The sequence below is a fragment of the Paracoccus sp. MC1862 genome (assembly GCF_016617715.1).
Classification (GTDB): domain Bacteria; phylum Pseudomonadota; class Alphaproteobacteria; order Rhodobacterales; family Rhodobacteraceae; genus Paracoccus.
Genome location: NZ_CP067225.1, coordinates 2,549,842 through 2,575,713 on the forward strand (window position 1 = coordinate 2,549,842; position 25,872 = coordinate 2,575,713).

15 protein-coding genes and 5 pseudogenes are annotated in these 25,872 nt (G+C 63.7%); 12 read left to right on the forward strand and 8 right to left on the reverse strand.

Annotated features, from left to right (window positions below):
- The first annotated feature begins 6 nt into the window (after window positions 1–6).
- Window positions 7–1,292 (forward strand): annotated as a pseudogene (locus JGR78_RS12560) (transposase).
- Between the two features lie 206 nt (window positions 1,293–1,498).
- Here the strand turns inward: JGR78_RS12560 and JGR78_RS18450 are convergent.
- From JGR78_RS18450 to JGR78_RS12580, 4 genes and pseudogenes are all read right to left on the reverse strand, one after another.
- Window positions 1,499–1,774: pseudogene (locus JGR78_RS18450) on the reverse strand (site-specific integrase); the annotation flags it as partial.
- Complete coding sequence (locus JGR78_RS12570) at window positions 1,771–2,712, reverse strand: tyrosine-type recombinase/integrase (protein ID WP_182806151.1); 942 nt, start codon at window positions 2,710–2,712, stop codon at window positions 1,771–1,773. The gene JGR78_RS12570 and the pseudogene JGR78_RS18450, both read right to left, overlap by 4 nt.
- A complete protein-coding gene (locus JGR78_RS12575) occupies window positions 2,709–3,926 on the reverse strand; it encodes a tyrosine-type recombinase/integrase (RefSeq protein WP_200559326.1) in 1,218 nt (405 codons plus the stop codon). Before JGR78_RS12575 ends, JGR78_RS12570 begins: the two co-directional genes overlap by 4 nt.
- 578 nt (window positions 3,927–4,504) lie before the next feature.
- Window positions 4,505–6,002: pseudogene (locus JGR78_RS12580) on the reverse strand (CoA-acylating methylmalonate-semialdehyde dehydrogenase).
- A gap of 78 nt (window positions 6,003–6,080) precedes the next feature.
- On the opposite strand from JGR78_RS12580, the gene JGR78_RS12585 reads away from it, so the two are divergent.
- The 4 genes from JGR78_RS12585 to JGR78_RS12600 all read left to right on the forward strand — a co-directional run bounded on the left by JGR78_RS12585 (window position 6,081) and on the right by JGR78_RS12600 (window position 10,645).
- Window positions 6,081–6,353, forward strand: coding sequence for a LysR family transcriptional regulator (locus JGR78_RS12585; protein WP_182806154.1), 273 nt, complete (start codon window positions 6,081–6,083; stop codon window positions 6,351–6,353).
- Window positions 6,354–6,458: 105 nt separating this feature from the next.
- Window positions 6,459–7,988: an IS21 family transposase gene (gene istA, locus JGR78_RS12590; RefSeq protein WP_200559303.1), complete on the forward strand. Its 1,530-nt coding sequence runs from the start codon at window positions 6,459–6,461 to the stop codon at window positions 7,986–7,988.
- Window positions 7,978–8,772 carry an IS21-like element helper ATPase IstB gene (istB, locus tag JGR78_RS12595; RefSeq protein WP_200559304.1) on the forward strand — a complete coding sequence of 265 codons (795 nt, stop codon included), beginning with the start codon at window positions 7,978–7,980 and terminating at the stop codon, window positions 8,770–8,772. The genes istA and istB overlap by 11 nt, the downstream gene beginning before the upstream one ends.
- Window positions 8,773–9,193: 421 nt before the next feature.
- Window positions 9,194–10,645, forward strand: coding sequence for a cellulase family glycosylhydrolase (locus tag JGR78_RS12600; RefSeq protein ID WP_182806242.1), 1,452 nt, complete (start codon window positions 9,194–9,196; stop codon window positions 10,643–10,645).
- Window positions 10,646–10,803: 158 nt separating this feature from the next.
- Here JGR78_RS12600 and JGR78_RS12605 read toward each other — a convergent pair.
- Window positions 10,804–11,307, reverse strand: a pseudogene (locus JGR78_RS12605) (transposase); the annotation flags it as partial.
- A 134-nt stretch (window positions 11,308–11,441) separates the two neighbouring features.
- Between JGR78_RS12605 and JGR78_RS12610 the strand changes: the two are divergent.
- Complete coding sequence (locus JGR78_RS12610; protein ID WP_256435060.1) at window positions 11,442–12,782, forward strand: IS701 family transposase; 1,341 nt, start codon at window positions 11,442–11,444, stop codon at window positions 12,780–12,782.
- An 81-nt stretch (window positions 12,783–12,863) separates the two neighbouring features.
- Here JGR78_RS12610 and JGR78_RS12615 read toward each other — a convergent pair whose 3' ends face one another.
- Complete coding sequence (locus tag JGR78_RS12615; protein WP_200559330.1) at window positions 12,864–14,813, reverse strand: hypothetical protein; 1,950 nt, start codon at window positions 14,811–14,813, stop codon at window positions 12,864–12,866.
- 93 nt (window positions 14,814–14,906) lie between these two features.
- Between JGR78_RS12615 and JGR78_RS12620 the strand changes: the two genes are divergently transcribed.
- Together JGR78_RS12620 and JGR78_RS12625 are read left to right on the forward strand one after the other, a co-directional pair.
- Window positions 14,907–15,935: an IS110 family transposase gene (locus JGR78_RS12620; RefSeq protein ID WP_200559299.1), complete on the forward strand. Its 1,029-nt coding sequence runs from the start codon at window positions 14,907–14,909 to the stop codon at window positions 15,933–15,935.
- 316 nt (window positions 15,936–16,251) lie between these two features.
- Window positions 16,252–17,184 (forward strand): IS5 family transposase, encoded by a 933-nt coding sequence (locus tag JGR78_RS12625; RefSeq protein WP_200559301.1) that lies wholly within the window; start codon window positions 16,252–16,254, stop codon window positions 17,182–17,184.
- A gap of 309 nt (window positions 17,185–17,493) precedes the next feature.
- On the opposite strand, the gene JGR78_RS12630 is transcribed toward JGR78_RS12625, so the two are convergent.
- Window positions 17,494–18,522 carry an IS110 family transposase gene (locus JGR78_RS12630; protein ID WP_200559299.1) on the reverse strand — a complete coding sequence of 343 codons (1,029 nt, stop codon included), beginning with the start codon at window positions 18,520–18,522 and terminating at the stop codon, window positions 17,494–17,496.
- Between JGR78_RS12630 and JGR78_RS12635 the strand changes: the two genes are divergently transcribed.
- From JGR78_RS12635 to JGR78_RS12645, 3 genes are all read left to right on the forward strand, one after another.
- Window positions 18,521–19,114 carry a hypothetical protein gene (locus tag JGR78_RS12635; RefSeq protein ID WP_182806082.1) on the forward strand — a complete coding sequence of 198 codons (594 nt, stop codon included), beginning with the start codon at window positions 18,521–18,523 and terminating at the stop codon, window positions 19,112–19,114. The genes JGR78_RS12630 and JGR78_RS12635 overlap by 2 nt on opposite strands.
- Window positions 19,115–19,644: 530 nt before the next feature.
- Entirely contained in the window at window positions 19,645–22,311 is a 2,667-nt protein-coding gene (locus JGR78_RS12640) for a penicillin acylase family protein (RefSeq protein WP_200559331.1), read from the forward strand.
- Window positions 22,312–22,574: 263 nt separating this feature from the next.
- Window positions 22,575–22,718, forward strand: coding sequence for a hypothetical protein (locus tag JGR78_RS12645; RefSeq protein ID WP_182793555.1), 144 nt, complete (start codon window positions 22,575–22,577; stop codon window positions 22,716–22,718).
- Window positions 22,719–23,294: 576 nt separating this feature from the next.
- Here the strand turns inward: JGR78_RS12645 and JGR78_RS12650 are convergent.
- On the reverse strand, window positions 23,295–24,410 hold the full coding sequence (locus JGR78_RS12650; RefSeq protein WP_200559332.1) for an asparaginase: 1,116 nt from the start codon (window positions 24,408–24,410) through the stop codon (window positions 23,295–23,297).
- A 148-nt stretch (window positions 24,411–24,558) separates the two neighbouring features.
- Between JGR78_RS12650 and JGR78_RS12655 the strand changes: the two are divergent.
- Window positions 24,559–25,810, forward strand: a pseudogene (locus JGR78_RS12655) (IS3 family transposase).
- The last annotated feature ends 62 nt before the right edge of the window (window positions 25,811–25,872 follow it).

Here is a 25,872-nt window from a genome sequence, read left to right on the forward strand (position 1 = left end):
GGCGGAATGTCGCGGAAGAAGCACGAACCCGAGGAGATCGTGGCCAGGCTCCGGCAGGTCGGCGTGTTGGTGTCGCGGGGCCGGTCGGTGGCCGGGGCGGTGCGCTCGATCGGCGTGACGCAGTTGACCTGCTCCCGGTGGCGCAAGGAGTTCGGCGGGCTGCAGGGCGATCGGGTCAAACGCCTGAAGGAGCGGGAGAAGGAGAACGGGCGGCTGCGGAAGGCCGTCTCCGGCCTGACGCCGGAGAAGCTGATCCTGCGTGGTGAGGCCTGTGGCCGAACGCCTCGGGCAACTTCCAGGCCCCGCGCGTCGCCGTGCCTGCATCGGGCAGGTCCGGCAGGAGTTCCGTGTCTCGGCGCGCCTCGCCTGCCGCGTGCCCGGCCCGCCTCGCTCGACCCGAGCCGGAAGGTGCCGCGCGGACGGGCCGATGAAGAGGCGCTGACTGCCGGCATCGTTGCGCTTGCCGCCCGGCAGGGGCGCTGCGGCCAGCGGCGGATCCCGGCCCTGCTCGGGCATGCCGGCCGGACGGGGAACGTGACGCGCGGCGCGGGGGCGAGGCCTGCGTCGACGGCGGCGGGAGGGGCTGACGGCGCCTGCGCCGCAACCGGGGAAGGCGCGGCTCCGGCGCGACGACGGATCGTGCCTCCGTCTGCGGCCAGCGCGTCCAGACCACGTCCGGTCTTGCGACTTCGTCGCGGCCCGGACCCGTGACGGCGGGAAGTTCCGCATGCGCGACCTGATCGGCGGGTTCGCCCGGGAAGCCCTGGCGCTCCGGCTCAGCCGCAAGCCGAACGCGCCGGCTGTCATCGACGTGCTGCCGGACCGGTTCCTCCTCCGCGGCGTGCCCGGCCCTGTCCGGCCGGACAACGGCCCGGCGTTCGTGGCCACCGCGCTGCGCGACCGGATCGCCGCGGCCGGCGCCGGAACGGCCTCTGTCGAGCCTGGATCCCCCGGGGAGGGAGGAGGATCAGGAAACGGTCCGGGGGACTGTGTGCCCGACGACGGGCCGCTGCGAGAGCTTCACCGCCAAGCTGCGCGACGAGCGGCTCACCGGCGACATCCTCTGCAGCCTCGCCGCGGCGAAGATCGTCCTCGCGGCGGGGCGCCGCCCTTGCACCACAAAGCGCCCGCATTCCTCCCCGGGCGAGCGGCCCCCCGCTCCCGAGGTCCCGCAGGGACCGCCTTCGCCACCCGGAGCCGCTTGCCCGGCCACCCCGAGCATGGCGCCAGCACCCGTCATGCACCAAGATCGGAAAGGGACCACCCCAGCGGGGCTGGCCAATCCCGCTTGAACTCCTCGCTGCGTATCACTGCCATATCCAGTCCCCTTCTTGGTGAGCATCGCTCTCAGAAGACCGGAACGGAACCGAGACAGGTCCAGGTTGTCGTGAAGGCGCGCTGGTCTCTCAGCATGGACGAACGCGAGCGCGTGGTGGCCGGGAACATCCTCAAAGAATGTGCGGCACGCTGACTTTGCGGCAATCGCCACGAAGCGGAAGAACGACCGGATCGCGGCGAGCCGGGTGTTGCGGCTGCGCGCGCTGTTTCCCCGCGCCGTCTCGGTGTGGACGAGGAAGTCGGCGACCAGATCTGCGTCGATGTCCTCGACTATGAGCTTGAACGGTGGTTTGCCCGTCCGGGCGCTCGCGAACCGCAGCAGCAGGCGGAACGTGTCGCGATAACCGGCAATCGTATGCCGGCTGGCCTCCATCTGGACGCAGAGCCGGTCGGTGAAGAAGCGCTGGATCAGCGTCGGCAAGGTTGCGGCGCTCATTGGACCGTCTCCCCGGCATTCGCGGTGGCGCGCGCCATCGCGAGGTCAAGCAGTTCCGGCACGGCCTCCAGATACCAGAAGGTGTCGGAAGGATTGCTATGACCCAGATAGGTTGTCAGCCGGATCATCTCGCGCGCCGGGTCTTTGCCCGCGCGATACCAGTTGATCATCGTCCGCACGGCAAAGGTGTGGCGCAGGTCATGGATGCGTGGTCCCTGGCCATGCCGTCCGTATTTCTGATCCGCGCGCAGGCCGATCCGCTGGCAGACATGCGCGAAGCTGTAGCGGGCGCCGCAGTCGGTCAGCCTCGTTCCCTTTTCGGCGACGAAGAATGCAGGCGCCGCACGCCCGAGCAATCGGTCCCGCTCCGTGGCGTAGGCATCGAGCTGCGCCGCGACGCTCGGATCGAGCGGAAGCAGCCGTTCCCGGCCCCGTTTTCCGAACCGCACACGCAGGACGCCATCGCCCGTGTCGAGGTCGTCGGGGTCGAGCGCCAGAGCCTCGCTGATCCGAAGGCCGGTCACCGCCACCAGCCCGAACAGGGTCGAGCATGTCAGCCCGCGCAGGCCGTAGATGGACGGCAAGTCTCTGGCCGCGGCAATGATCGATCCGATCTCGGCCTCGCTGTAGATGTGCGGGCGAGGCCGATGCGAGGAGGCAGGCAGCAGCCCGCGCGGTGGCACCTCATGCGCCGGATCGAAGCTGCTCAGCCATTGCGCGAACATGCGCACAACGCAGAGCCTGGCCGCTCGGGTCGAGCCGCATGCCTCGGTCAGGGTGCCATGCCACCGCAGGAACAGCGCCGTGTCGATGTGAACGGCCCCTTCGGCATCGGCGTAGCGGGTAAAGCGGCGGAGGATGCGTTCCGTGGTGCGCAGGTCGTAGCCAAGCCTGCGGCGGACGCTCAGATAGCGATCGAGCTGAGGCGTGAGGCTCATTGCGCGCCTCCTGCCACGGGCCAGGGCATTGCGACGGACCGCAGCCCGTCGATGTCGAGCCGGGCATATATCATGGTCGACGAGCGCGAGCGGTGCCGCAGCACATCGCCCACTTCGTCGAGCGATGCGCCGGCGTTCACCAGCTGGGTCGCAAGGCTATGACGCAGCAGGTGCGAGCCCACATAGGGCGTAACCGGCTTCTGGCCCGTCGCCTTCAACGCCTCCTTGAGGATGGCATTGACGATCTGTCCGTCCTTGAACGGCCGATAAGGCTTGCGATGGGCGACGAACAGAGTTCGGGAGGTCGCCGGGCCCCGCTCCTCCTGCAGGTAACGGCTCAGGGCACCGCCAACCTCGGGCGTGATCGGCAGCCGATCATGCAGCTGGCCTTTGCCGCGCACCGTCAGTTCGCCGGCACGCCAGTCGATGTCGTCGAGCTGGATTGCGATGACCTCGACTGCCCGGAGCCCGAGCCGCGCCATGAGCAGCAGCATCGCATAATCGCGGGCGCCGTATCGCTGATCGTCGCGCGCAGAGGCGAGAACCGCTTCGACCCCATCGGGCGAAAGATGCCGGGGAAGTCGCACATCCCAGCGCTTGGCCGTTTTGGGAACGCTGAGCGCTAGATTTGTGGCCGTCACCCCACGCGCGAACAGATATTGCAGGAAGATACGAACATGGGTCGCGACCGTCTTGTCGCGGCGTGCCGTCGCCAGAACATGCTCGATGAAGCCGATCACATCGGCGGGACGAAGGTCCGGCAGGTCCATCGTTGCCTCGCCAAAGCGGTGATCGAGGAGCCGGTTGGCGAAGCGCAACGTGTGATAGATCGTTCGTGGGCTCAGGCCCCGCTGCGTGACGAGATAGTTCTCGAACTCAGCCAGCAACGCCGCTCGCGCGGCCTGCGCTTCGGTCACAGGCACCGGCTGCGCCACCCCGATATCGATCAGGTGTTCGGCGAACCTGCGGGCAAAATGGTGGAAGCGGATCCCGGTGTCCGGTCCGCGCGCCTCCGTCCGCGCCAGTTGGTCTGCAAGATCGGGGGTCAACGTGGAGGGCTCGATCCCGGCTCCGTCCATCAGCTTCCCGAGCTTCCGGGCAAGATGGAAGTAGGTTCTCATCGTGCACGCTCTGTAACTGGCGGCAGCAAAGCTTTGCGCGAACGAGTCCAGATAGGGATCGACGCAGGTGTTCGGATTGTCGGTCATGATCATGGTGCTCCATGCTGCTGGAGCTCCAAGGTTTATGCCAAAGTCGACTGACAGCTTATTAGGATAGCCGCCGCGTTTCGGCGCTGTTGCCATCAGGTTAATCAGCCGCTGGCTAGGAAAGCCGCCGATCTGCTCGGCGCCGAACACCCAACAGGCTCAGAAAGGGCACCTTTCGGCTGCTCACGCCGCTCTTGAAGGTGCCGCATTTCGACTGTGACAGATGTCTTGCCCCTGCGGAACCTGTCCGCCTGCCTCTTGCGCCTGCGGGGAGGTAAGCGATGCGCTCCAGTCGCACCATCAAGCCGTGGGATCAAACGTTAGGCCCCGGCTTTGCCTCTATCGGCCATATAGCTAATTGACAGCCCGTCGACTGCGGATCATGTCGCAGGCAACCGGCGTGGCATTGCCAGCGCAGAGATGGGCCGTGCCATGCCAGTCCCGCCGCTCGGTCCCGATTACGGTCGTTCGGCCAGAGGACAGCACCTAGCCGACCTTTCAGAGCTCGTCTCACGTGTAGTGACGACTGGAAGCGTCAGGGGTCGTCTGCGATGTCGCGCAGACGACCTTTTACACAAGTCCGCTCACCCCATCGTCGGCATGACGAACTCGGCCTCGGCGCGCATGCCCGTCGGCCAGCGAGTCGTGAGCGTCTTCAGCCGGGTGTAGAAGCGCACGCCTTCCGGGCCGTGCATGTGGTGATCGCCGAAGAGCGAGTCCTTCCAGCCGCCGAAGGAGTGGAACGCCATCGGCACCGGGATCGGGACGTTGATGCCGACCATGCCCACCTCGACCTCGTGGCCGAAAGCGCGCGCCGCGTCACCATCACGGGTGAAGATGGCGACGCCGTTGCCATAGTCGTGCCGGGCGACCAGATCGGCCGCTTCCTGATAATTCGCCGCACGCGCGACCGACAGGACCGGACCGAAGATCTCCTCCTTCCAGATCGTCATGTCGGGCGTCACGTTGTCGAACAGCGTGCCGCCAATGAAGTAGCCGTTCTCGTAGCCCTGCGGCGCTGTGAAGTCGCGGCCATCGACGACGAGCGTCGCGCCCTCCTGCTCGCCTTGGTCGATGTAGCCGCAGACCTTGGCGAGATGCTGGGCGGTGACCAGCGGCCCCATCTCCGAGGTCCGGTCGGCGGCCGGGCCGATCTTCAGCGCCTCGATCTTCGGCACCAGCTTCTCGATCAGGCGGTTCGGCGTCTCCTTGCCCACCGGCACGGCAACCGAGATCGCCATGCAGCGCTCGCCCGCCGAGCCGTAGGCCGCGCCCATCAGCGCGCCCACGGCCATGTCGAGGTCGGCGTCCGGCATGATGATCGCGTGGTTCTTCGCGCCGCCAAGCGCCTGTACCCGTTTGCCATGCGCCGTGCCGGTGGTGTAGATGTAGCGCGCGATCGGGGTCGAGCCGACGAAGCTGACCGCCTTCACGTCGTGATGGACCAGCAGCGCGTCCATGGCCTCCTTGTCGCCGTTGACCACGTTGAACACGCCCGCGGGCACGCCTGCCTGCGTCAGCAGCTCGGCGATGAAGAGCGGCGCGGAGGGATCGCGCTCGGACGGCTTCAGGATGAAGCAGTTGCCGCAGGCGAGCGCGACGGGAAACATCCACATCGGCACCATGCAGGGGAAGTTGAAGGGCGTTATCCCGGCCACGACGCCGAGCGGCTGACGCAGAGAGTGGCTGTCCACGCCAGTGCCCACGTTCTCCGTCACCTCGCCCTTGAGCAGATGGGGGATGCCGACCGCGAACTCGACGACCTCAAGGCCGCGCGTCACTTCGCCAAGCGCGTCGTCATGAGTCTTGCCATGTTCGGCCGAGATCAGTTCGGCGAGCCTGTCGGCATTCTCCATCAGCAGGAACTTGAAGCGGTCCAGAATACGCGCCCGCCGCAGCGGCGTGGTCTTCGCCCAGGGGGGCCAGGCCGCCTTGGCCAGCCACGACGTCGTCCACTTCGGCCGTGGAGGCCAGCGGCACGCGCTTCTCGGCGGCGCCGGTGGCGGGGTTGAACACGTCGGCAAAGCGGCCGGACGTGCCGGGGACGGACGTGCCGCCGACGTAATGCGCAAGATCGGTCATCGTTTCCTCCTTGTGTCTGCTGCGGATCAGATCGCATTGTGTAAATCGAACGGCAATCCTCAGGAATGCGGAACTGATATGCAGGAATCGTCATTGGGTGCGCCTCTCGACTGGGACGATACCCGTCTATTCCTCGCTGTTGCGCGCGCCGGGCAGATGCTCGGGGCCTCGCGCACGCTCGGGATCAACCAGGCGACGCTGTCCCGCCGCATCGCCACCTTGGAGGCTGCCCTCGGCGCCAAGCTGATCGCGCGCCGCACGCATGGCTCTGAATTGACCGACGCAGGACGGGCGCTTCTCGAAGCCCTTGAACGTGTCGAGACCGAGATGCTGACAGTCCAGGTGTGTTGATTTCCACCCGGAACTGACCCGGGTAGGGGCGTAATTTCCACTGAGAACTGACCCATGTGAACCTTCCCCAAAGCGGAGCGCGGCGGGGGTAATGGAGTGATCCACATGGGACTTTTGAACATCATCCGACGCATGGCGTTGCGGGAGAAGCTGCCGATCCGGGAGATCGCACGGCGGACCGGCCTGTCGCGCAACACCATCAGGAAGTATCTGAGCGCTGGGACCATCGAGCCGAGGTTCGCGACGCCTGATCGGCCGAGCAAGCTCGATCCGTTTTCCGAGAAGCTGGCGGCGTGGCTGAAGACGGAAGCCGGCAAGTCACGCAAGCAGCGCCGGACGCTGAAGCAACTCCATGCCGACCTCGTGGCGCTCGGCTTCACCGGCTCCTACGGCCGGGTCGCGGCCTTCGCCCGGCAATGGCGGATGGACCGGCAGCGCGAGCAGCAGACGACGGGCCGCGGCACCTTCGTCCCCTTGGTCTTTCGTCCGGGCGAGGCGTTCCAGTTCGATTGGAGCGAGGACTACGCGGTTCTGGGCGGGGAGCGCACGAAGCTTCAGGTCGCCCACATCAAGCTGGCACACAGCCGGGCCTTCCTGGTTCGGGCCTATCTGCTGCAAACCCACGAGATGCTGTTCGATGCCCATTGGCACGGGTTCCGCGTCTTTGGCGGCGTGCCGGGTCGCGGCATCTACGATAACATGAAGACAGCGGTTGACCGCGTTGGCCGCGGCAAGGAACGGCAGGTCAACATCCGCTTCCTCGCCATGACCAACCACTATGTCTTCGAGCCGGAGTTCTGCAATCCTGCCGCGGGATGGGAGAAGGGACAGGTCGAGAAGAACGTTCAGGATGCCCGGCCTCGTTTGTGGCAGCCGATGCCGAACTTTCCTGACCTGGCGGCGCTGAACGCCTGGCTGGAACGGCGCTGCCTGGAGTTGTGGCGCGAGATCCCGCACGGGGTTCTGCCCGGAACCGTCGCCGACGCCTGGGCCGAAGAACAGGCCGCGCTGATGCCGCTGCCGCCTGCCTTCGACGGCTTCGTCGAGCGGAGCAAGCGTGTCTCACCCACCTGCCTGATCAGCTTCGAGCGCAACCGCTACAGCGTGCCGGCGTCCTTTGCCAACCGTCCTGTCAGCCTCAGGGTCTACCCGGATCGGCTGGTGGTTGCCGCCGAGGGACAGATCCTGTGCGAACATGGGCGGGTGATCCAGCGGTCCCATCACCTGCCGCCTCGCACGATCTATGACTGGCGGCATTATCTGGCCGTCATCCAGCGCAAGCCGGGTGCCCTCAGGAACGGTGCGCCCTTCGCGGAACTGCCCGCGGCCTTCCGACAGTTGCAGGACCAGATGCTGCGACGACCCGGTGGCGATCGCGAGATGGTCGATATCCTGGCGCTGGTCCTGCAGCATGATGAACAGGCTGTGCTGGTTGCTGTGGAAATGGCCCTGGCCGAAGGCGTCGCGACCAAGACCCATGTGTTGAATCTCCTGCACAGGCTGATCGATGGCAAGACGACCGGCGGCCCGAACATCGACACACCGGAGGCGCTGATCCTGCGCCATGAGCCGAAGGCCAATGTCGAACGCTATGACGACCTGCGGGCGCAGATCGGAGACCGCCATGCGTCATGATCCCGCCAGCGGCGCCATCGTCATCATGCTCCGCAGCCTGAAGATGCACGGCATGGCCCAGGCCGTCACCGACCTGATCGAACAGGGGGCGCCGGCATTCGAGACAGCCGTGCCGATCCTGTCCCAGCTGCTGAAGGCCGAACTGGCGGAACGCGAAGTGCGCTCCATTGCCTATCACATGAAGGCCGCGCGCTTCCCGGCCTACAAGGATCTCTCGGGCTTCGACTTCGCTGCCAGCGAGATCAACGAGGTCACGGTGCGCCAGCTCCACCGCTGCGAGTTCATCGACGGCGCGCAGAATGTCGTGCTGATCGGCGGGCCGGGCACCGGCAAGACCCATGTCGCAACCGCCCTGGGCATCCAGGCCATCGAACACCACCGCCGGAAGGTCCGCTTCTTCTCCACCATCGAACTCGTCAATGCCCTCGAGCAGGAGAAAACCAAGGGCAAGGCGGGCCAGATCGCGGAGGGATTGACCCGGCTCGATCTCGTGATCCTGGACGAACTGGGCTACTTGCCGTTCAGCGCTTCAGGCGGTGCGCTGCTCTTCCACCTTCTGAGCAAGCTCTATGAGCGCACCAGCGTTGTCATCACCACCAACCTGAGCTTCAGCGAATGGGCCACCGTCTTCGGCGATGCCAAAATGACCACCGCGCTGCTCGATCGCCTCACCCACCGCTGCCACATCCTGGAGACCGGAAACGACAGCTTCCGCTTCAAGGCAAGCTCAGCCGCAGCAGCCAGGAAAACCAAGGAGGCCGGCCATGCCTTGACCCAAGCCTAACCCACGAAACATAACCTGAGGGTGGGTCAGTTCTCGATGGAAAACCCGGGTCAGTTCCGAGTGGAAATCAACATCCCAGCCTTTCTGTGAACTGCCAGGTTGAGCGGTTGGAGCTTTTCTTTCGTGGATGCGGCTTTCGACGCGAGCTGTCCTTGGACTTCGGGTCGAGGGCCTGAGCTGCAAAGGCGCTCAGACATGAAATTCATCAGACGTTTGGAAAGAATTAACTGTCACCTGCCAATATGTCGCAGGTGAAATCCATTGAGAGGACCCTTTCACGCAAGTATACAACCTATAGTTGTTTATCTGATTCTTTTTACAACTATGGATAGTCCGTAGCCGCATCCAGTCACAGGCAGATGCGGGGACCGGGTTTTTCATCCGTCCACTGGCAAGATCGATAACAAGGGACCGCGCCATCATGGCAGCCACGGCAAGACCGGGACAGTTGGGAATTGCGACGCCTTTCGGGGAGTTGCTCGGCAAGTCGGATGCAGAGATGCATGCCGAATTGCAGGATTACGCGGACATGGGGGTGGATTGGGTCCGCCTCGACATCCACTGGTCGTTCGTGCAGCCGACCAGGAACGGTGGGTTCAACTGGACCCTCGTCGACAAGGTCTTCAATGCCGTCGACGCCAAGGGCTTCGAGATCGTGGCGATCCTCAACAACACGCCGGGCTGGATAGGGAGTTCCCTCTCCTCGGCGGCGGATCAGGCCGCCTATGCGAAGTTCGCATCAGAGGCGGCAAAGCGGTATGGGCACATCGTCGATCACTATGAGGTCTACAACGAGCCCAACATGAACGGGGTCTCGCCGCAGGATTACACGAAGATCCTGAAGCTCGCCCATGGCGCAATCAACACGGCCGACGGCAATGCCACTGTCATCACCGGCGGCCTCGCCTCGATCCCGTCCACCGGCAACGGCATGTGGGGCGCGGTCGAATACCTGAAGCAGATGTATGACGCCGGAGCGAAGGATTACTTCGACGCGGTGGGTTACCATCCCTACAGCTTCCCGCTGATGCCCGGCGACAGCAAGGCCTGGAACGGCTGGCAGATGATGGAGGACGGCATCCGCGGGACCATGATCGCGAATGGCGACGGCGACAAGCAGGTCTGGATCACGGAATACGGCGCCAAGCAGTCCGGCAGCGGCGTGACCGTCAGCCCGGGTACGGCGGCGCAGATGCTGCGCGAAGCCGTCGACCTGGCCGAGGATACGCCCTGGGCCGGGCCGATCATGTGGTTCTCGTATCAGGATTCCGCCTATGAGCCGGGCTTCGGTCTGCGTGACGCCGCCGGCAAGCCGAGGGAGGCCTATTATGCCTTCAAGGAACTGGCGAACCAGGACAATGGTCCGCTCCCTGCACCCGCTCCCGCACCGGTCGTGGTTGCCCCGCCGGCCCCCGCGCCTGTACCCGTGCCTGTTCCGGCTCCGGTGCCGACACCTGCTCCCGCGCCCATGGGGAAGATCATCGAGGGCACGCGCGGCAATGACGTGCTGCGCGGCACCAGCGGCGATGATGTCCTGCGCGGCAATGGCGGGCAGGACACCTTCCATGGCGGTGCCGGGAAGGACACCTTCGTCTTCCGGGAAGCCACCAAGTGGAATGCCATTAAGGACTGGCAGGAGGGCGATATCATCGACCTGCGCAGCATCGACGCGGACATCGGCCGTTCGGGGGACCAGGCCTTCCGTGTTGTCGGATCGAACTGGCTGAACGGCGCCCGAGATCTCGGCGTCTATTTCGATCAGGCCAACAAGAAGACCTACGTCCAGGCCACCGTCGACAGCGGCAAGGCCTACGAGCTCAACATCGTGCTCGATGGTGTGCACAAGCTGGACGCGGGCGACTTCCTGCTCTGATCCGCACCTTGGACCTCGGCGCAAGACGTCGCCGAGGTCACCTCAGGGACCGGCCAGGTCAGCCTTTCGGCTTCGTCTCGGTCCTGCGGCCCCCGCGGCGGGCTGCTGCCGCACTGACGAGATGGCGAGCCATCGCTTAGAGTCCGCTCTCTCCAGAGACGCGGCTTTGTTCTGCCTTGCAGCCGGTCGATCAGGTTTGAACGCGTCACGCCCAGGGTGTCGGCCACGACCTTCACTGGAAATCGCCTCTGAGCAGCGACCGCGCGAGCAAGGTCTGTTTTTCCATCTGGGCCTTCGCCAGAGCTTCGCGCAGGATCTCATGCGCATGGCCGCTCGGACCAATGGCGCAGCCATGCGCATTCCATCGTCTTGCGGCCGAGAAGCCGTTCGAGGTCGCGGACGCGATCCTCGAGCTTGCGGACCTCGGAGGCGCCGACCGCCGGCTCGTTCGATCCCACGGCCATCGCACCCCCCTCATCCATCAGCCGGCGCCACCGGAACAGGAGGTTCGGCGCCACGCCGTTGCGCCGGGCAACGGCAGAGACGGACTCTCCCGCCGCTAGGCTCTCCTCGATGATGCGCAGCTTCTCGTGGGCTGGCCAGTAGCGGCGCCGCGCGACGCCGGTGATCACCTCGATCCGGCGGATATCGCCGTTGGGCATGAGTATGTCCTCAAGCACAGGCTTGAGCCTTTCATGGTCATGCCGGACTGTCCGGTCGAAATAGGAGGCAGTTCATAACACTACTCTGCCAGGTTTTGTGGTAGTTCGGGGTGGTGCTCACGGGAGGTGCCGTGATGAGAGCAACCACAAGCCACTGGCGGGCTGCCTATGAGGCTTGGCTCGCACCTTTCCTAGCTCGGCTCGGCAGGGTCGAGCAGCGCCGCTGGGCACCGGTGTATCTTCAGGGGCTGCTCGGGCCGGGCGAGCGCAAGAGCGTCGAGCCAATGGCCGCTCGCGTAGCGCCCGGAGACGTTCAGCAGCTTCACCACTTCATCTCCACCTCGCCTTGGCGCTGTGAGCCGCTCGAGGAGGAGCTGGTGCGGGCCGCCGACCGGCTCGTCGGTGGTCCAGAGGCTGTGCTGATCATCGACGACACCGCCCTGGTCAAGCAGGGGCGACACTCGGTGGGGGTTGCGCGCCAGTATTGCGGCCAACTGGGCAAAAAGGCCAACTGCCAGGCCTTGGTCTCGCTCACGCTGGCGCGCTGCGAGGTTCCGGTCTGTGTGGGCCTGCGTTTGTTCCTGCCTCGCGCCTGGGCCGAGGACGCAGGGCGGCGCGCCCGTGCCGGTGTGCCAGAGGCGATCCCCGGCCGGCCCAAATGGCGGATCGCCCTGGACGAGATCAGTCGCATCCAAGTGGCTGGAGCGCGCTTCGGCGCTGTGCTGGCGGATGCCGAGTACGGCAAGGTGGCAGACTTCCGGCAGAAGCTCTCGGAGCAGGGTCTCACCTGGGCGGTGGGCATTCTGCCGACCCAGACGGTCTATCCTGCCGACGTCATGATTGCTCCGGCTATGAAGCGACGGACCGGTCGGCCACCCAAGCATCCGGTGCCTTCCACCCGGACCTACAGCGTTCAGGCCGTCGTGGCCGCCCTGCCGAACGAATGCTGGCGGACCCTGTCGTGGCGGCGCGGCACCAAAGGCGATCTCAGGGCCGACTTTGCCGCGCTCCGGGTCCGGGTGGCCGATGGTCCGGTGATCTCGCGCAACCGGCGCCTGCCCGGTGAGACCGCCTGGCTGGTGTGCGAGCGCCGGACCTCCGGGGAGCGCAAATACTACCTGAGCAATCATGCGGAGGATGTCGCTCTGGAGAGCCTGGCGGCGCTGATCAAGCGTCGATGGGTTTGCGAGCAGATGCACCAGCAGATGAAAGGGGAGATCGGCCTCGATCACTTCGAGGGCCGCAGTTGGCGGGGCCTGCACCATCATGCGCTCATGACGATGATCGCCTTTGCCTTTCTCCAGCATCTGCGGCTTGGAGAAAAAAACCCCCACCAGACCGGGGCCGCCCCCAACCCCATCCTTGCCGCAGGTGCGTCGGCAACTCGCGGCCACACTCAGCGCCTTTGCACGGCTTTGTCCCCACTGCCGCAAGCCCGTGCCCTATCACCTCCGGCTATGAAGGTGGCAGAGTAGTGATAGGTCGAAGCGCACAACCGGGCGGCCCTGCTGCGGCGCAGGGGCTAACGCCACCGCCACAGGCAGAGGTGTCAAGCTTCACTCAGCTTCGGCGAATGCCCTTACACGCTGGAAATGCTGCCGAACCGGGCTGTTTTCCGGTAACGCGGCAAGGCCCTGCTCTATGGCAGCCGCCTCGTCGCGCAGGCGCGCGCGGCCAGATTGCGGGTCCAACAGCAGTTGTACGGCGAGCTCCGTTAGGTCGAGCGCGGAGCCGACGCTAACATTCACTTGACCGGTCTGCGGGGTTGTCGCTACCCGGTTGTTCACATGCCGCTTGAAATCGTAGCGCTCTCCTGGCGACCTCACGACTTCTGCGATAGCACGGGCGGCCAGCAGGTCGGGGTCGATACTGTCCCCCGTGTTGCAATGGAAATGCAGGAACAGCGCAGCCCGTTTGCGGATATCGCCCCCGTCGTCCAAAAAGGTCAACTCGCTCTCAAGAGCCTGCTTGAGAGCATCCTTGCCATCGGTGATTGAATAGGCCCCCAGCGGAAACTTAAACTTCGGAACGCGCTCGTCGATCGGATTATGATAGATTGCCGGACGCCCCATCGCCAGTGCCTCAAGGATGGTGGTACTGAAACGACTGATGAGAATCGTTCCTTCCTCGAGCAGGGAGTAGACGCTGTCCGTGCCGACATTGTAGCGCGACAGAACGCCCTTGTCGGCAGGGTGTTGCGTGATGATGTAATCCAACCCGGCCTCGGTGCAGGCCGCAACGGCGCTTTCGACGAACAGGTCGCGCCGATCCTCCAGCACACCATAGGTGAAGTTGACGTTGATTATGGCGCGCCGTTTGGTCGGCTGCACATAAGGCTGCGCCAGCCGCGACCTAACGTTGGGGAGCCCAACCACACGGGTTTCTCGGTCAGAATAGAAACCCTGCTGGTAGATGCCCGGCAGCAAAAGGTAATCAACGCTGCGATATGGGCGGCGTAGCGCCTTGCGATCCAAGTTCCAGTCATCGTTGATCCCTTCATAGAAACCAAACGTCGGGACGCCAAAGCCGAAGTTCTCGAAAATCAAGCGCTTCGTATAGGTGAGATCGTTCATGAAGACGAAAGCGGCCGCGTTTGTAGCGAAAGGCAGGGTCTCGGCAATATTGAACGACCGCAGATCCACATCAGCGTAAAGTGGCAGCTCGTCGTCCGGGAGCGGACGGTTTGAAGTGAAGGTAGTCGAACGTGAGGCGTCGATAATGACGCTGTTAATACCCATTAATCTTAGCTGACGCGCCACAGGAGCGGCGCTGCGTATGTGATAGTCCACCTCACAGAAGAATATTACTCTCTCGAAAAACTCGCAGGCAAAATCTTTCAGCCAAGGATTGAAGCAGAAATTATCCGGAACCTTTCCTAGCACAGTACTGCTAGCCGGTGCAGCCGTCGCTGCGCCAAGAATCTGCTTTTCTAGGTCAGGGGCCAATTTCTTTAGTAGCCCGGCTTCTTTTAACTCCATGATAAAAATACCAGCAAGAGCAATTCGCTCGTCTTTATCTTCTCCGCAATCACGAATTCTCCGCGCCTGCAACTGAAGCCAAGCTGACGCCTTCTTGTAAAACCTCTCCCGCTCTTCCGCCCTCCTATCTGACAGCATAGAGGCAACTACAGCAATGGCGCCGACAGAGTCCAACAGCTTCTTTTCGTTGATCGAGTTCACCGTCGAGTCATTGCGGTCAATATAATAATACAACACCTCCTTGGTAACTACATGGGACTGCGAAGCTAGGAAGACACGAATATTGAAATCTATATCCTCGAAGTACACCGCTTCTCGGAAGCGAATCTGATTTTTTTCGATCATCTCACGAGAAATCAACATACCGAACGACCACCAGCCGATGCAGTTCTCCAGCGCAGCCAAGGCCAGGGTTGATTTCACGTGACGATTGCTGACTTCCCATCTGGTCGGCTTGTCAAACCGTGTCCTGACGTGCTGGCAGACCGTAACGTCGACCTTATCGCCGGAACCGAGCATAAATTCCAATGCATCTGCCCGCGGCTCTGATGATGTGACCGCCCCCCGACGGCATCTGATGTGCCAAGGTGGGTCTGCAACGATCCACAAAGGGGAGCGGTCATGTCGGAGATTATCACGGTCGGGCTCGATCTGGCGAAGAATGTATTCCAGGTGCATGGAACTGACGGCGCAGGACGAGCCGTTCTGCGCAAGAAGATACGGCGAGGGCAGGTGCTGGAGTTTTTCAGCCAGCTGCCCTCTTGCGTCGTGGCGATGGAAGCCTGTGGCGGCGCTCACTTCTGGGGCCGGGAAATTGGCAAGCTGGGGCATGAGGTGCGGCTGATCCCGCCGGCCTATGTGAAGCCGTTTGTGAAGCGCCAGAAGAATGACATGGCGGACGCCGAGGCCATCTGCGAGGCGGCTATGCGACCCACCATGCGCTTTGTTCCGGTCAAGAGCGAAGAGACGCAGGGCGCGGCAATGGTCTTCCGGGTCCGGGAGTTGCTGATCCGGCAGCGCACGCAGGCGATCAACGCATTGCGCGGCCATCTGACCGAGTTCGGTCAGATCGTGCCACAGGGAGCGGCCAACGCTGCGCGGCTGATCGCGATCGTGGAGGATCCGGATGGCGCTCTCCCTGCTGATGCCGTCCCCACGCTGAAGGCTTTGATCGCGGCACTCACGCATCTGGAGGCAGAGATCAGGAAGCTCGATGCCGAGATCGCCCGGCGCGCCAAGGAGAATGACGTCGCCCGGCGACTGATGACGGTGCCGGGCATCGGGCCGCTGATTGCCACGGCCATCGCTGTTCTGGCGCCGCCACCCGAGACGTTCCGCAAGGCACGCGACTTTGCCGCCTGGCTTGGTCTTGTGCCTCGGCAGCATTCGACCGGCGGCAAGCAACGTCTCGGAGCAACGACCAGAATGGGCGAACGATCCCTGCGACGCCTGCTGATCATTGGCGCCAACAGCGTGGTGATCAAACGTAACGTTCACAAGGAAGCGCAGCCCGGAACATGGCTGGGCAGCCTGCTGTTGCGCAAGCCACCGATGCTGGTGCGGGTGGCTTTGGCGAACAAGATGGCGCGGATCGTCTGGGCCTTGATGGCTCGGGGTGGCATCTACCAATCTCCGGTCGCAGCGGCGTAAGCCGCCGCAGATCGCGAGGACGTCGGAGCGGAAGAGGGCAAGGAGCAGTTTGGCGCAACAGTTGTGAGACGGGATCGGGAAAACCAGTGTGCAACAGAGTGCCTATGAGCACGCGGCTTTGATCTGGACCCGACCTTCGAACACCATACGGGCCCTGCGGCATGGATCGCGCCGCATCATGAGGCCGGACACATGTCAGCACCCGACAACGCGCCAAGATCAGCTTCAAAATCCCTCTTGCGCTTGGGGCGGTTACACATGTTGCACAAATCCCTTCAGTGACTCATGTCGTGAGTCAGCATGGTAGCTGGTCGACATGAGCAAACCCACACGCCTGACCTACAAGACCAGGAACTGGCCGGCCTACAATGAAGCGCTCAAGCGCCGTGGCTCGCTGACGATCTGGTTCGACCCCGAGATGAGCTGGGAGGCGGCTGCGACAGGTCGACGTGGCCGACAGCAGACCTACAGCGATGCCGCCATCCAGACTTGCCTTTCCATGAAGGTGCTGTTCGGCATGGCATTGCGGCAGACGGCAGGGTTCGTCGAGAGCCTGCTTCGCCTGATCGGCCTCGACTGGACGGTGCCTGACTTCAGCACGCTGTCGCGGCGCCAGAAGACCCTGGCCGTCAACATCCCGTATCGGGGCTCCAAGGGACCTCTGCACCTGCTGGTCGACAGCACCGGGATCAAGGTCGAAGGCGAAGGCGAGTGGCACGCCCGCAAGCATGGCGGCCCGAAGCGGCGTATCTGGCGCAAGATTCACATTGGGATCGACGAGGAAACGCTAGAAGTCCGGGCCATCGAGATCACCGGGAGCCACATCGGTGACGCCCCGGTCCTGCCAGATCTGCTCAACCAGATCCCGGCGGACGAGGAGATCGGCAGCGTTACGGCTGACGGTGCCTACGACACCCGCAAGTGCCACGATGCGATCGCCGACCGCGGCGCTCACGCCGTGATCCCGCCCCGCAGGAACGCAAAGCCATGGAAGGCTGTCACGGCCGGGGCCGCGGCGCGCAACGAGGCTCTGCGATCTGCGAAATACCTGGGCCGCACGCTTTGGCGAAGATGGAGTGGATACCACCGCCGGAGCCGCGTCGAGACGAAGATGCATTGCGTGAAACTTCTGGGGCAACGCCTCATGGCGCGGGACTTCGATCGTCAGGTCGCCGAACTTCAGGTCCGGATTGCCGTCCTGAACGGCTACACCGCGCTCGGCATACCCGTCACTGAAGCTGTGGAATGAGTCTGTCCGGGGAAAGGGGGAACAACGGCCATCAGACCATTTGTGCAACATGTGTAACCGCCCCAAGCGCAAGAGGGATTTTGAAGCTGATCTTGGCGCGTTGTCGGGTGCTGACATGTGTCCGGCCTCATGATGCGGCGCGATCCATGCCGCAGGGCCCGTATGGTGTTCGAAGGTCGGGTCCAGATCAAAGCCGCGTGCTCATAGGCACTCTGTTGCACACTGGTTTTCCCGATCCCGTCTCACAACTGTTGCGCCAAACTGCTCCTTGCCCTCTTCCGCTCCGACGTCCTCGCGATCTGCGGCGGCTTACGCCGCTGCGACCGGAGATTGGTAGATGCCACCCCGAGCCATCAAGGCCCAGACGATCCGCGCCATCTTGTTCGCCAAAGCCACCCGCACCAGCATCGGTGGCTTGCGCAACAGCAGGCTGCCCAGCCATGTTCCGGGCTGCGCTTCCTTGTGAACGTTACGTTTGATCACCACGCTGTTGGCGCCAATGATCAGCAGGCGTCGCAGGGATCGTTCGCCCATTCTGGTCGTTGCTCCGAGACGTTGCTTGCCGCCGGTCGAATGCTGCCGAGGCACAAGACCAAGCCAGGCGGCAAAGTCGCGTGCCTTGCGGAACGTCTCGGGTGGCGGCGCCAGAACAGCGATGGCCGTGGCAATCAGCGGCCCGATGCCCGGCACCGTCATCAGTCGCCGGGCGACGTCATTCTCCTTGGCGCGCCGGGCGATCTCGGCATCGAGCTTCCTGATCTCTGCCTCCAGATGCGTGAGTGCCGCGATCAAAGCCTTCAGCGTGGGGACGGCATCAGCAGGGAGAGCGCCATCCGGATCCTCCACGATCGCGATCAGCCGCGCAGCGTTGGCCGCTCCCTGTGGCACGATCTGACCGAACTCGGTCAGATGGCCGCGCAATGCGTTGATCGCCTGCGTGCGCTGCCGGATCAGCAACTCCCGGACCCGGAAGACCATTGCCGCGCCCTGCGTCTCTTCGCTCTTGACCGGAACAAAGCGCATGGTGGGTCGCATAGCCGCCTCGCAGATGGCCTCGGCGTCCGCCATGTCATTCTTCTGGCGCTTCACAAACGGCTTCACATAGGCCGGCGGGATCAGCCGCACCTCATGCCCCAGCTTGCCAATTTCCCGGCCCCAGAAGTGAGCGCCGCCACAGGCTTCCATCGCCACGACGCAAGAGGGCAGCTGGCTGAAAAACTCCAGCACCTGCCCTCGCCGTATCTTCTTGCGCAGAACGGCTCGTCCTGCGCCGTCAGTTCCATGCACCTGGAATACATTCTTCGCCAGATCGAGCCCGACCGTGATAATCTCCGACATGACCGCTCCCCTTTGTGGATCGTTGCAGACCCACCTTGGCACATCAGATGCCGTCGGGGGGCGGTCACATCATCAGAGCCCGTGTGAGGAGGAAAGTCCCTCGGATCAAGATGTTGCGGCAGAGGAAAATTGGAATGCTTCCAGAGATCCAGATAAGGTACGGCAAATCGAAGGGAGTATCTCGGCAAACTGCCGGCAAATTGAGGCTTGGCCATACGAGAGCCCAGATGACGAAATCGTTCAAGAACTTGAGTATATTGCTCGTCGTTATGGATCAGGTCTGCAGGATAGAGTTCTCGCAAGTTTAAAACGTTGCCTAGGGGCGGCATACTTGGTAAGATCGCCAATACCAGATAGTATTCGCCAGGCACTTCCCTTTTTTGACGAGAGTTTAGCTCTCGATCCTAGTCAAAACGTCTTGAGTGAAAACGTCGCATTTCTTGAGAATGTGCTTCGAAGCGGTAGCGCAGATGGCGTGACGATGTTTACAAATATACTTGAGATAATTCGTGGAGGCCGAGATCCTGATATACCTGGCTTAGCAAAGCAGTATTTCGACCAGGCTGCAGGTCTGATCCCGAAGGAGAATTGAGGCAGTTGCTTCCTGACTTGTGTAGGACAGTGACAAACCAGGCCACGAAGCGGCAGCGTGGTGCCGCTGCGCCGGAGCAAGACCCGGCCAGTGGATAGGCTGTTTTCTATTTGGGGGAACAGCCGGGGATGTTCGCCTTTTGATCTGGCACGGGGAATCTGAACAGGGAGGTTGAGTGGACGCAGGAACCGCAGCAGGATGTCGGGCTCGGCGCAGCCCTCGCGGCGGGTGCCGGTCTTCTTCTCGGCCCGTACCACCTGACAGCCAGCCACCCGAAGAGCGGCTTCCTGCAGGGACAGGTCCTGATCGGTCGATGACACGCGGGCGTAGCCGTAGAGGGTCATGGGAGGCGCCTCTGTCCAGCTGAAGTCCAGAGCCAGTCACGCTACTGTCCGAAACCAGCAAGATAACCCTGATCGAACGCAAGAGGATGTCCGACGGGGCTGCTCTTCTGAGGTATACCCCCAGCACGGCTCATCTATGCAGCGGCTCTGAGTCAGGCCACAGTCAGGTGATCTACGGAAGGAGACATGATGTTCAGGCACGCACTCACGTCGGCATTGGCATTGGGGACCGCTTTCGGCGCAGTTCCTGCGCAAGCCGAGATCAGATCGGCCGTCACGCGGGAGACCCGCAGCGTTGCCGGGCTGGAACAACCGGCAGAAATCATCATTGACCATTGGGGCGTGCCGCATATTTATGCAGGCAGCGATCGCGACGCGCTGTTTCTGCAAGGCTACAATGCCGCACGCGATCGGCTGTGGCAGATCGACCTGTGGCGCAAGCGCGGACTGGGGCGGCTGGCGGAAAGCTTCGGTCCGACCTTCGTGGACCAGGACCACGCCGCGCGAACGTTCCTTTATCGAGGTGATATCGAACCGGAATGGGCGGCTTACGGTCCGAACGGCCGCAGCTATGCCGAGGCCTTCGTGCAAGGCGTCAACGCCTATGTCCAGCAGGTGCTGGACGGACGGGCTGAGCTGCCTGTCGAGTTCCAGTTGACCGGCTCGCAGCCCGAACTGTGGGCGGTCGAGGATGTGGTCCGCATTCGCAGCCACGGCTTGACCCGCAACGCCAGTTCCGAAGTCAGCCGCGCGCAGATCACCTGCGCCGAAGGGATCGAGGCCGATCGCCTGCGTCAGCGGCTGGAGCCTGAATGGACCCCGACCGTGCCCGAGGGGCTGGACCCCTGCACGATCCCGGCGGACGTGCTGGACGTTTATGAGCTTGCCACGCAGAACGTGAAGTTCGAGGCACCGCCCGAAGCCGAAGCAGAAGCCGGGACCGATGCGGAACCTCCAGCCGCCTCCACTGCCGCACCGCCGCTCGGGACAGAGACCCCACCTGCGGCAGAACGGCCCGCCGAGACCCCGGAAACAGTACCGGGGGCCGGCGCGCCAGCAGCATCTTCACCTCCTGCAGGGGCCGTCCCGGCCAACGGCGCCCCGGCCTCCTCGACAGATCCTGCCGCATCACCCGCGCATGAGGACGGACAAAGCTCGGGCAACCGCAGCAGCAGCGCGCTTGAGCCTGCGGATTTTCTCAAGGTCACCTCGTCCAACGTGCAGGAGATCGGGTCCAACAACTGGACCATCGCGCCCTCGCGCACCGAGACGGGGCGCCCAATCCTGGCCAACGACCCGCACCGCGCCCATGGCGTGCCGTCCCTGCGCTATGTCGTGCACCTGAACTCGCCGAACATGTCGGTGATCGGGGCCGGGGAGCCGGCACTGCCGGGCGTCTCGATCGGCCATAACGGCAAGATCGCCTACGGGCTGACGATCTTCGCGGTCGACCAGGAAGACCTCTATGTTTACGAGCTGAACCCCGAAAACCCGGACCAGTATCGCTACAACGGCGAATGGGTCGACATGGAGGTCGTGGAAGACACCATCAACGTCCGTGACGGCGCGCCACAGCAGGTGACGATGAAGTTCACCCGCCACGGACCCGTCCTGAAGGTGGACGAGGACAACAACCGTGCCTTCGCCTTCCGCAGCGTCTGGTTCGAGCCGGGAACATCGGCCTACTTCGGCTCGGTCGACTACATGGGGGCGCAGAACTGGGACGAGTTCTCGGCCGCGATGGAACGCTTCTCGACGCCATCCGAAAACCAGGTCTATGCCGATACCGACGGCAACATCGGCTGGATCGTCGGCGCCATGACACCACAGCGCGAAAACTGGGACGGGTTGCTGCCGGTGCCGGGCGACGGACGCTATGAGTGGGGGTTCCTTGAACGGGAGAAGCTGCCATCGGCCTACAACCCCGAAAAGGGCTGGTTCGCCACTGCCAACGAGATGAACCTGCCGGCGAACTATCCCTACAAGGACTACAAGGTCGGCTTCGAATGGTCGGACCCGTCCCGCATCCAGCGGATTTCCGAAGTGCTGAGCGCCGATGATCAGGTATCGCTTGCCGATTCCATGGCGCTCCAGAACGACGATCACAGCGTCATGCAGCGCCGCGTGGTCGATCTGATGAAGGGTTTGAGTCTGCCGGAAACCGCATCCCAGGCCGACCGCGACGCGCTGGCCCTGATCCAGGGCTGGGACGGCGTGACTTCGGCCGACAGCGCCGCGGCCGCAGTGGCCGAGACGATGCTGAGCAAGTATCTGGTGCCCACCACGGCGCCCCGCGTGTTAGGCGAGGACTTGGCCGAACTGCTGGGACGCGGCGCGATCTCGTCGGTGATGGATCTTCTGGCGCAGCCTGACGAAAGGCTGGGCGACAATCCCGGACAGGCGCGCGAAGACATCCTGGCTACTGCCCTGTCGGGCGCCGTTGCTGAAACGACCGAACGGCTGGGCAGCGACATGTCGGAGTGGCGCTGGGGCGATCTGCACAAGGGCAAGTTCACCCATGGCGTCGCGGGTCTGGCCCAGCCGGGTTTCTCCAGCCAGATGAACGTGGGCCCGCTGTCAATGGGCGGCTCGGCCTACAGCCCGCGGGCGGCCAGCTACAACGACAGCTTCGAGGTCACCTCGGGCGCGTCGTTCCGCATGGTTCTGGATGTGGGCAACTGGGACGCAAGCCGGTTCATCAACACTCCCGGCCAATCCGGCGATCCGATGAGCCCGCACTACCGCGACCTCGCGCCACTCTGGGCGGCCGGAGACTATGCACCGCTGATCTATTCCCGCGAGGCTGTCGAGAATGCGGCCGCGCACATGATCTCCCTCACTCCGGGGAACTGATTACAGGCTGATGGGCAGGGCGCTACCATCATGATGGTGGCGCCCTAGTTTAGACACTTGGCAGATACTCAGAGCCATTTGCGCAGCCAGAATGGCGCAATATGGCACGATCATGTGTGATCGGAACACCGCTTGCGGGTCACCTCCGAAGGAGTGGCAAGATCATGCCCGATTTCACTGCCCACAAACACCCCGTTCTGACCGTCCGTTGCCCGACCTGCGGCATGGCCCCCGGCCTCTGGTGCCGACGCCCGGACGGCCACATGGCCTCCGATCTTCACGCCGGTCGCCAAGCCGAGGCCGACCGGCTGTTCATCGAGCAGCACGGCGAACTGACCCGCGCGCCCGCGCCCGTGATTGAGGTCCGTCATGCAGCCGTAGCGACGCGCCGGCTGGACCCTGCCTGACTGGACTGCCCATGCTTGGACGCCGGAACACAATCCGCGCTACAGTCGCCAGATCAACGCCGCGTGCGCCCGGAACATCGAGCAATTCCCGCGCGAGCTGGTCGCGGTCGAGTTGGACACCGCCACACTTCTGTCCCTGCGCGCTGCAGCACCACTCTCGCCGCTTCGGCTGTCCGCATCGCGAGAACTGCGCCGGTCACTGGACTCCATTGCGATCATGGGCGTGAACAACCAGCTTGCCTGCCTCGGCCGCATCCAGGGCCGCAACGCTGCCTGACCCCTTTCCTTCAGGCCGGAGGATCAACTGGTCTTGTCTCACGCAATGCCTTCTTTTTGCCGATCGGGGTACCGGTCTGGCGCACCGGTTCCCCAATCATGGCGCTGCCCGCGCCGGGGCCGCTGCGCTGCTTGTGCGTCCCAGGGATGCAGACCTTACGCACCGAGATAGATCGATGGTTGTTGGGGGCATAAGGTGGCTATCGCGGTATATGGCCGAGGTGGAGTTTTGATGCTCAACCACGAGCCATGGGAACACCCGATGACCACGATCAACATGGACCTGTCTCCCACGAGTAATTACCGGTCGAAATAGGACTTGATCTTATCTCTGTCGGTAGTTTCGGCCAGCGCCAGCATCAGCAGGATGCGCGCCTTTGACGGCGACAGGTCATCGCCGAAGATCGCGCCAAGCTCCTCGGTCGTGGCGCCGCCGCCGACGAAGCCGTAGTTTGGCTGGACGCTGCCGTCCGGCACTCGCGAGGTGATCACGACGGGCACCCCCTTGCCGATTGCGTACTTGATCGCCTCGTACATCGGCTCGTTCACGTTGCCCCAGCCGAACGCCTGGATCACGATCCCTTTGGCGCCGTCGTCGGCCGCCTGCCGCACGTAGCCGCCGTCGGCACCCGTATACATGGCGATGAGGTCGACCCGAGGCAGCGTCTCGGGCAGCGGCAGGGGCGGGTGCTGCAGCGGCTCCTGTTGAAAGGCGACATCGTCGCGATCGACATAGCCGATCGGGCCATACAGCCCTGATCCAAAGGCGGCGACGTTGCTGGTATTCGTCTTTCGCACCGCCCGGGCGGGATGGATGACATGGTTCATGTTGACGGTGACCCCCTTGCCGCCCGAATCCTCGTCGAGGATCTGCTTCACGGCATTGGTGATGTTGCGCGGGCCATCGCTGTCTGGCTCCGATGCGCTTCGGAGCGCACCGACCAGCACGACCGGTTTGTCGCTTTGAACCGTGAGGTCGAGGAAGTAGGCGGTCTCCTCGATCGTGTCCGTCCCGTGCGTGACGACGACGCCCTTGACGTCTGGATCAGCCAGTTGCTCCTGGATCGTACGGGCGAGATTTGGCCAAAGGTCTGGGCCCATGTATGGGCTCGGGACATTGCTGAATTCCACCACTCCGATGTCGGCCAAGCCGGCGAGCGCCGGCACCGCGGCCACCAGATCCTCGCCCGAGAGCGCCGGGACCGGGGCGCCGGTTTCGTCCACCGTCATCGCAATCGTGCCGCCTGTCGCGACGACGGTCACGTTGGGAAGGTTCCCGCTGTCCGCCGCATTCTGGGCGCTGGCCGCGTTCTGGTTTGCGGCCGGCTGTTGGGCCACCTCCTGGGCGGCTCCCGGACCTGCGGTGTGCATTGCGGCGAAGAGTGCGGGGATGGCGAGAAGATAACGAGGCTTCATGGCGTAATCCTTCGAAATCGCGGGTGTTCGTGAAGGAGGGCACCTTCAAGGAGAAAAGCTAACACTGCGGCGTCGCCGGTGCGAGTGACCTGCCGCGGGCTTTTTCCTCCACCTGCGATGAGAGTCCGCCCCCATGAGAGGACGGACGATGAAGAAGGCGCGACGGACCGAGGAGCAGATCATCGGCATCCTGCAGGAGCATGGTCGACGTCTACGTCGACGGCGCGAAGGTCGTTGACCTCTGCCGCAAGCACGGCATGTCGGAAGGCACGTGTCTCAGCGTGGAAGGCGAAGTATTCCGGGATGACGGTATCAGAGGCCAAACGGCTGAAGGCGCTCGAGGACGAGAATGCGAAGCTTAAGAAGCTGCTGGCCGAGCAGATGCTCGAGATGGCGGCGATGAAGGAGCTGCTGTCAAGAAAGTGGTTATGAGGCGGATCAGAAAACAGTCCGGGGGACTGTTTTCCCGCCGATTGGCCCGCCGTGAAGCGCGAGGCAGTCGCGCATCTGCAGGCCCGGTTGGGCCTGTCGGAACGGCGGGCGTGCCGGACTTCCGGGGCGGATCGCAAGATGGTCCGTGACCTGCCGCAGCGGCCATCTGACACGGCCCTGCGCGGACGGCTGCGGGATCTCGCCAACGAGCGGCGGCGGTTCGGCTACCGGCGTCTGTTCGTGTTGTTGCGCCGCGAAGGCGAACCCTCGGGCATCAACCGCATCTACCGGCTCTCCCGCCAGGAAGGGTTAACCGTCCGTAAACGCAGCGCACGCCGCAAGGCGATCGGCACACGGGCCCCGATCCTGGTCGAGGCGCGGGACAATGCCCGCTGGTCGCTCGACTTCGTGCATGACCAGTTCGCCTGCGGGCGGCGGTTCCGGGTGCTGAACGTGATCGACGACGTGACCCGTGAATGCTTGGCAGCCATCCCTGACACGTCGATCTCGGGCCGCCGCGTGGCCCGGGAGCTGACGGCGCTGATCGAACGGCGAGGCACGCCCGGCATGATCGTTTCTGGCAACGGGACGGAACTGACCTCGAACGCCATCCTCAGATGGTGCGCCGAGAACAGGCTCGCGTGGCACTACATCGCGCCAGGCAAGCCCATGCAAGACACGGCTTCGTCGAAAGCTTCAACGGCCGGATGCGAGATGAATTCCTCAACGAGACCCTGTTTCGAAACCTCGCCCACGCCCGCGAGCTGACCGCGGCTTGGGTCACTGACTACAACACCGCGCGGCCCCATTCGGCCCTCGGCGACCAGACCCCCGCCGGGTTCGCCCTGCACCTGAACACCGCAATCGCCCGACCCGCTGCACGCCATGAGAGTTCCGCGCGCCGGGCGATTGCTCACCCCGCCCCAACAGGCATGAACCACCAACGGGCTCCGGTCGCGGCTGGATGAAGGACCCGTGGCAGGTCACGGATCAAGCAGGAGATCGCGGTAGCCTTCGGGCCGAAGACCTT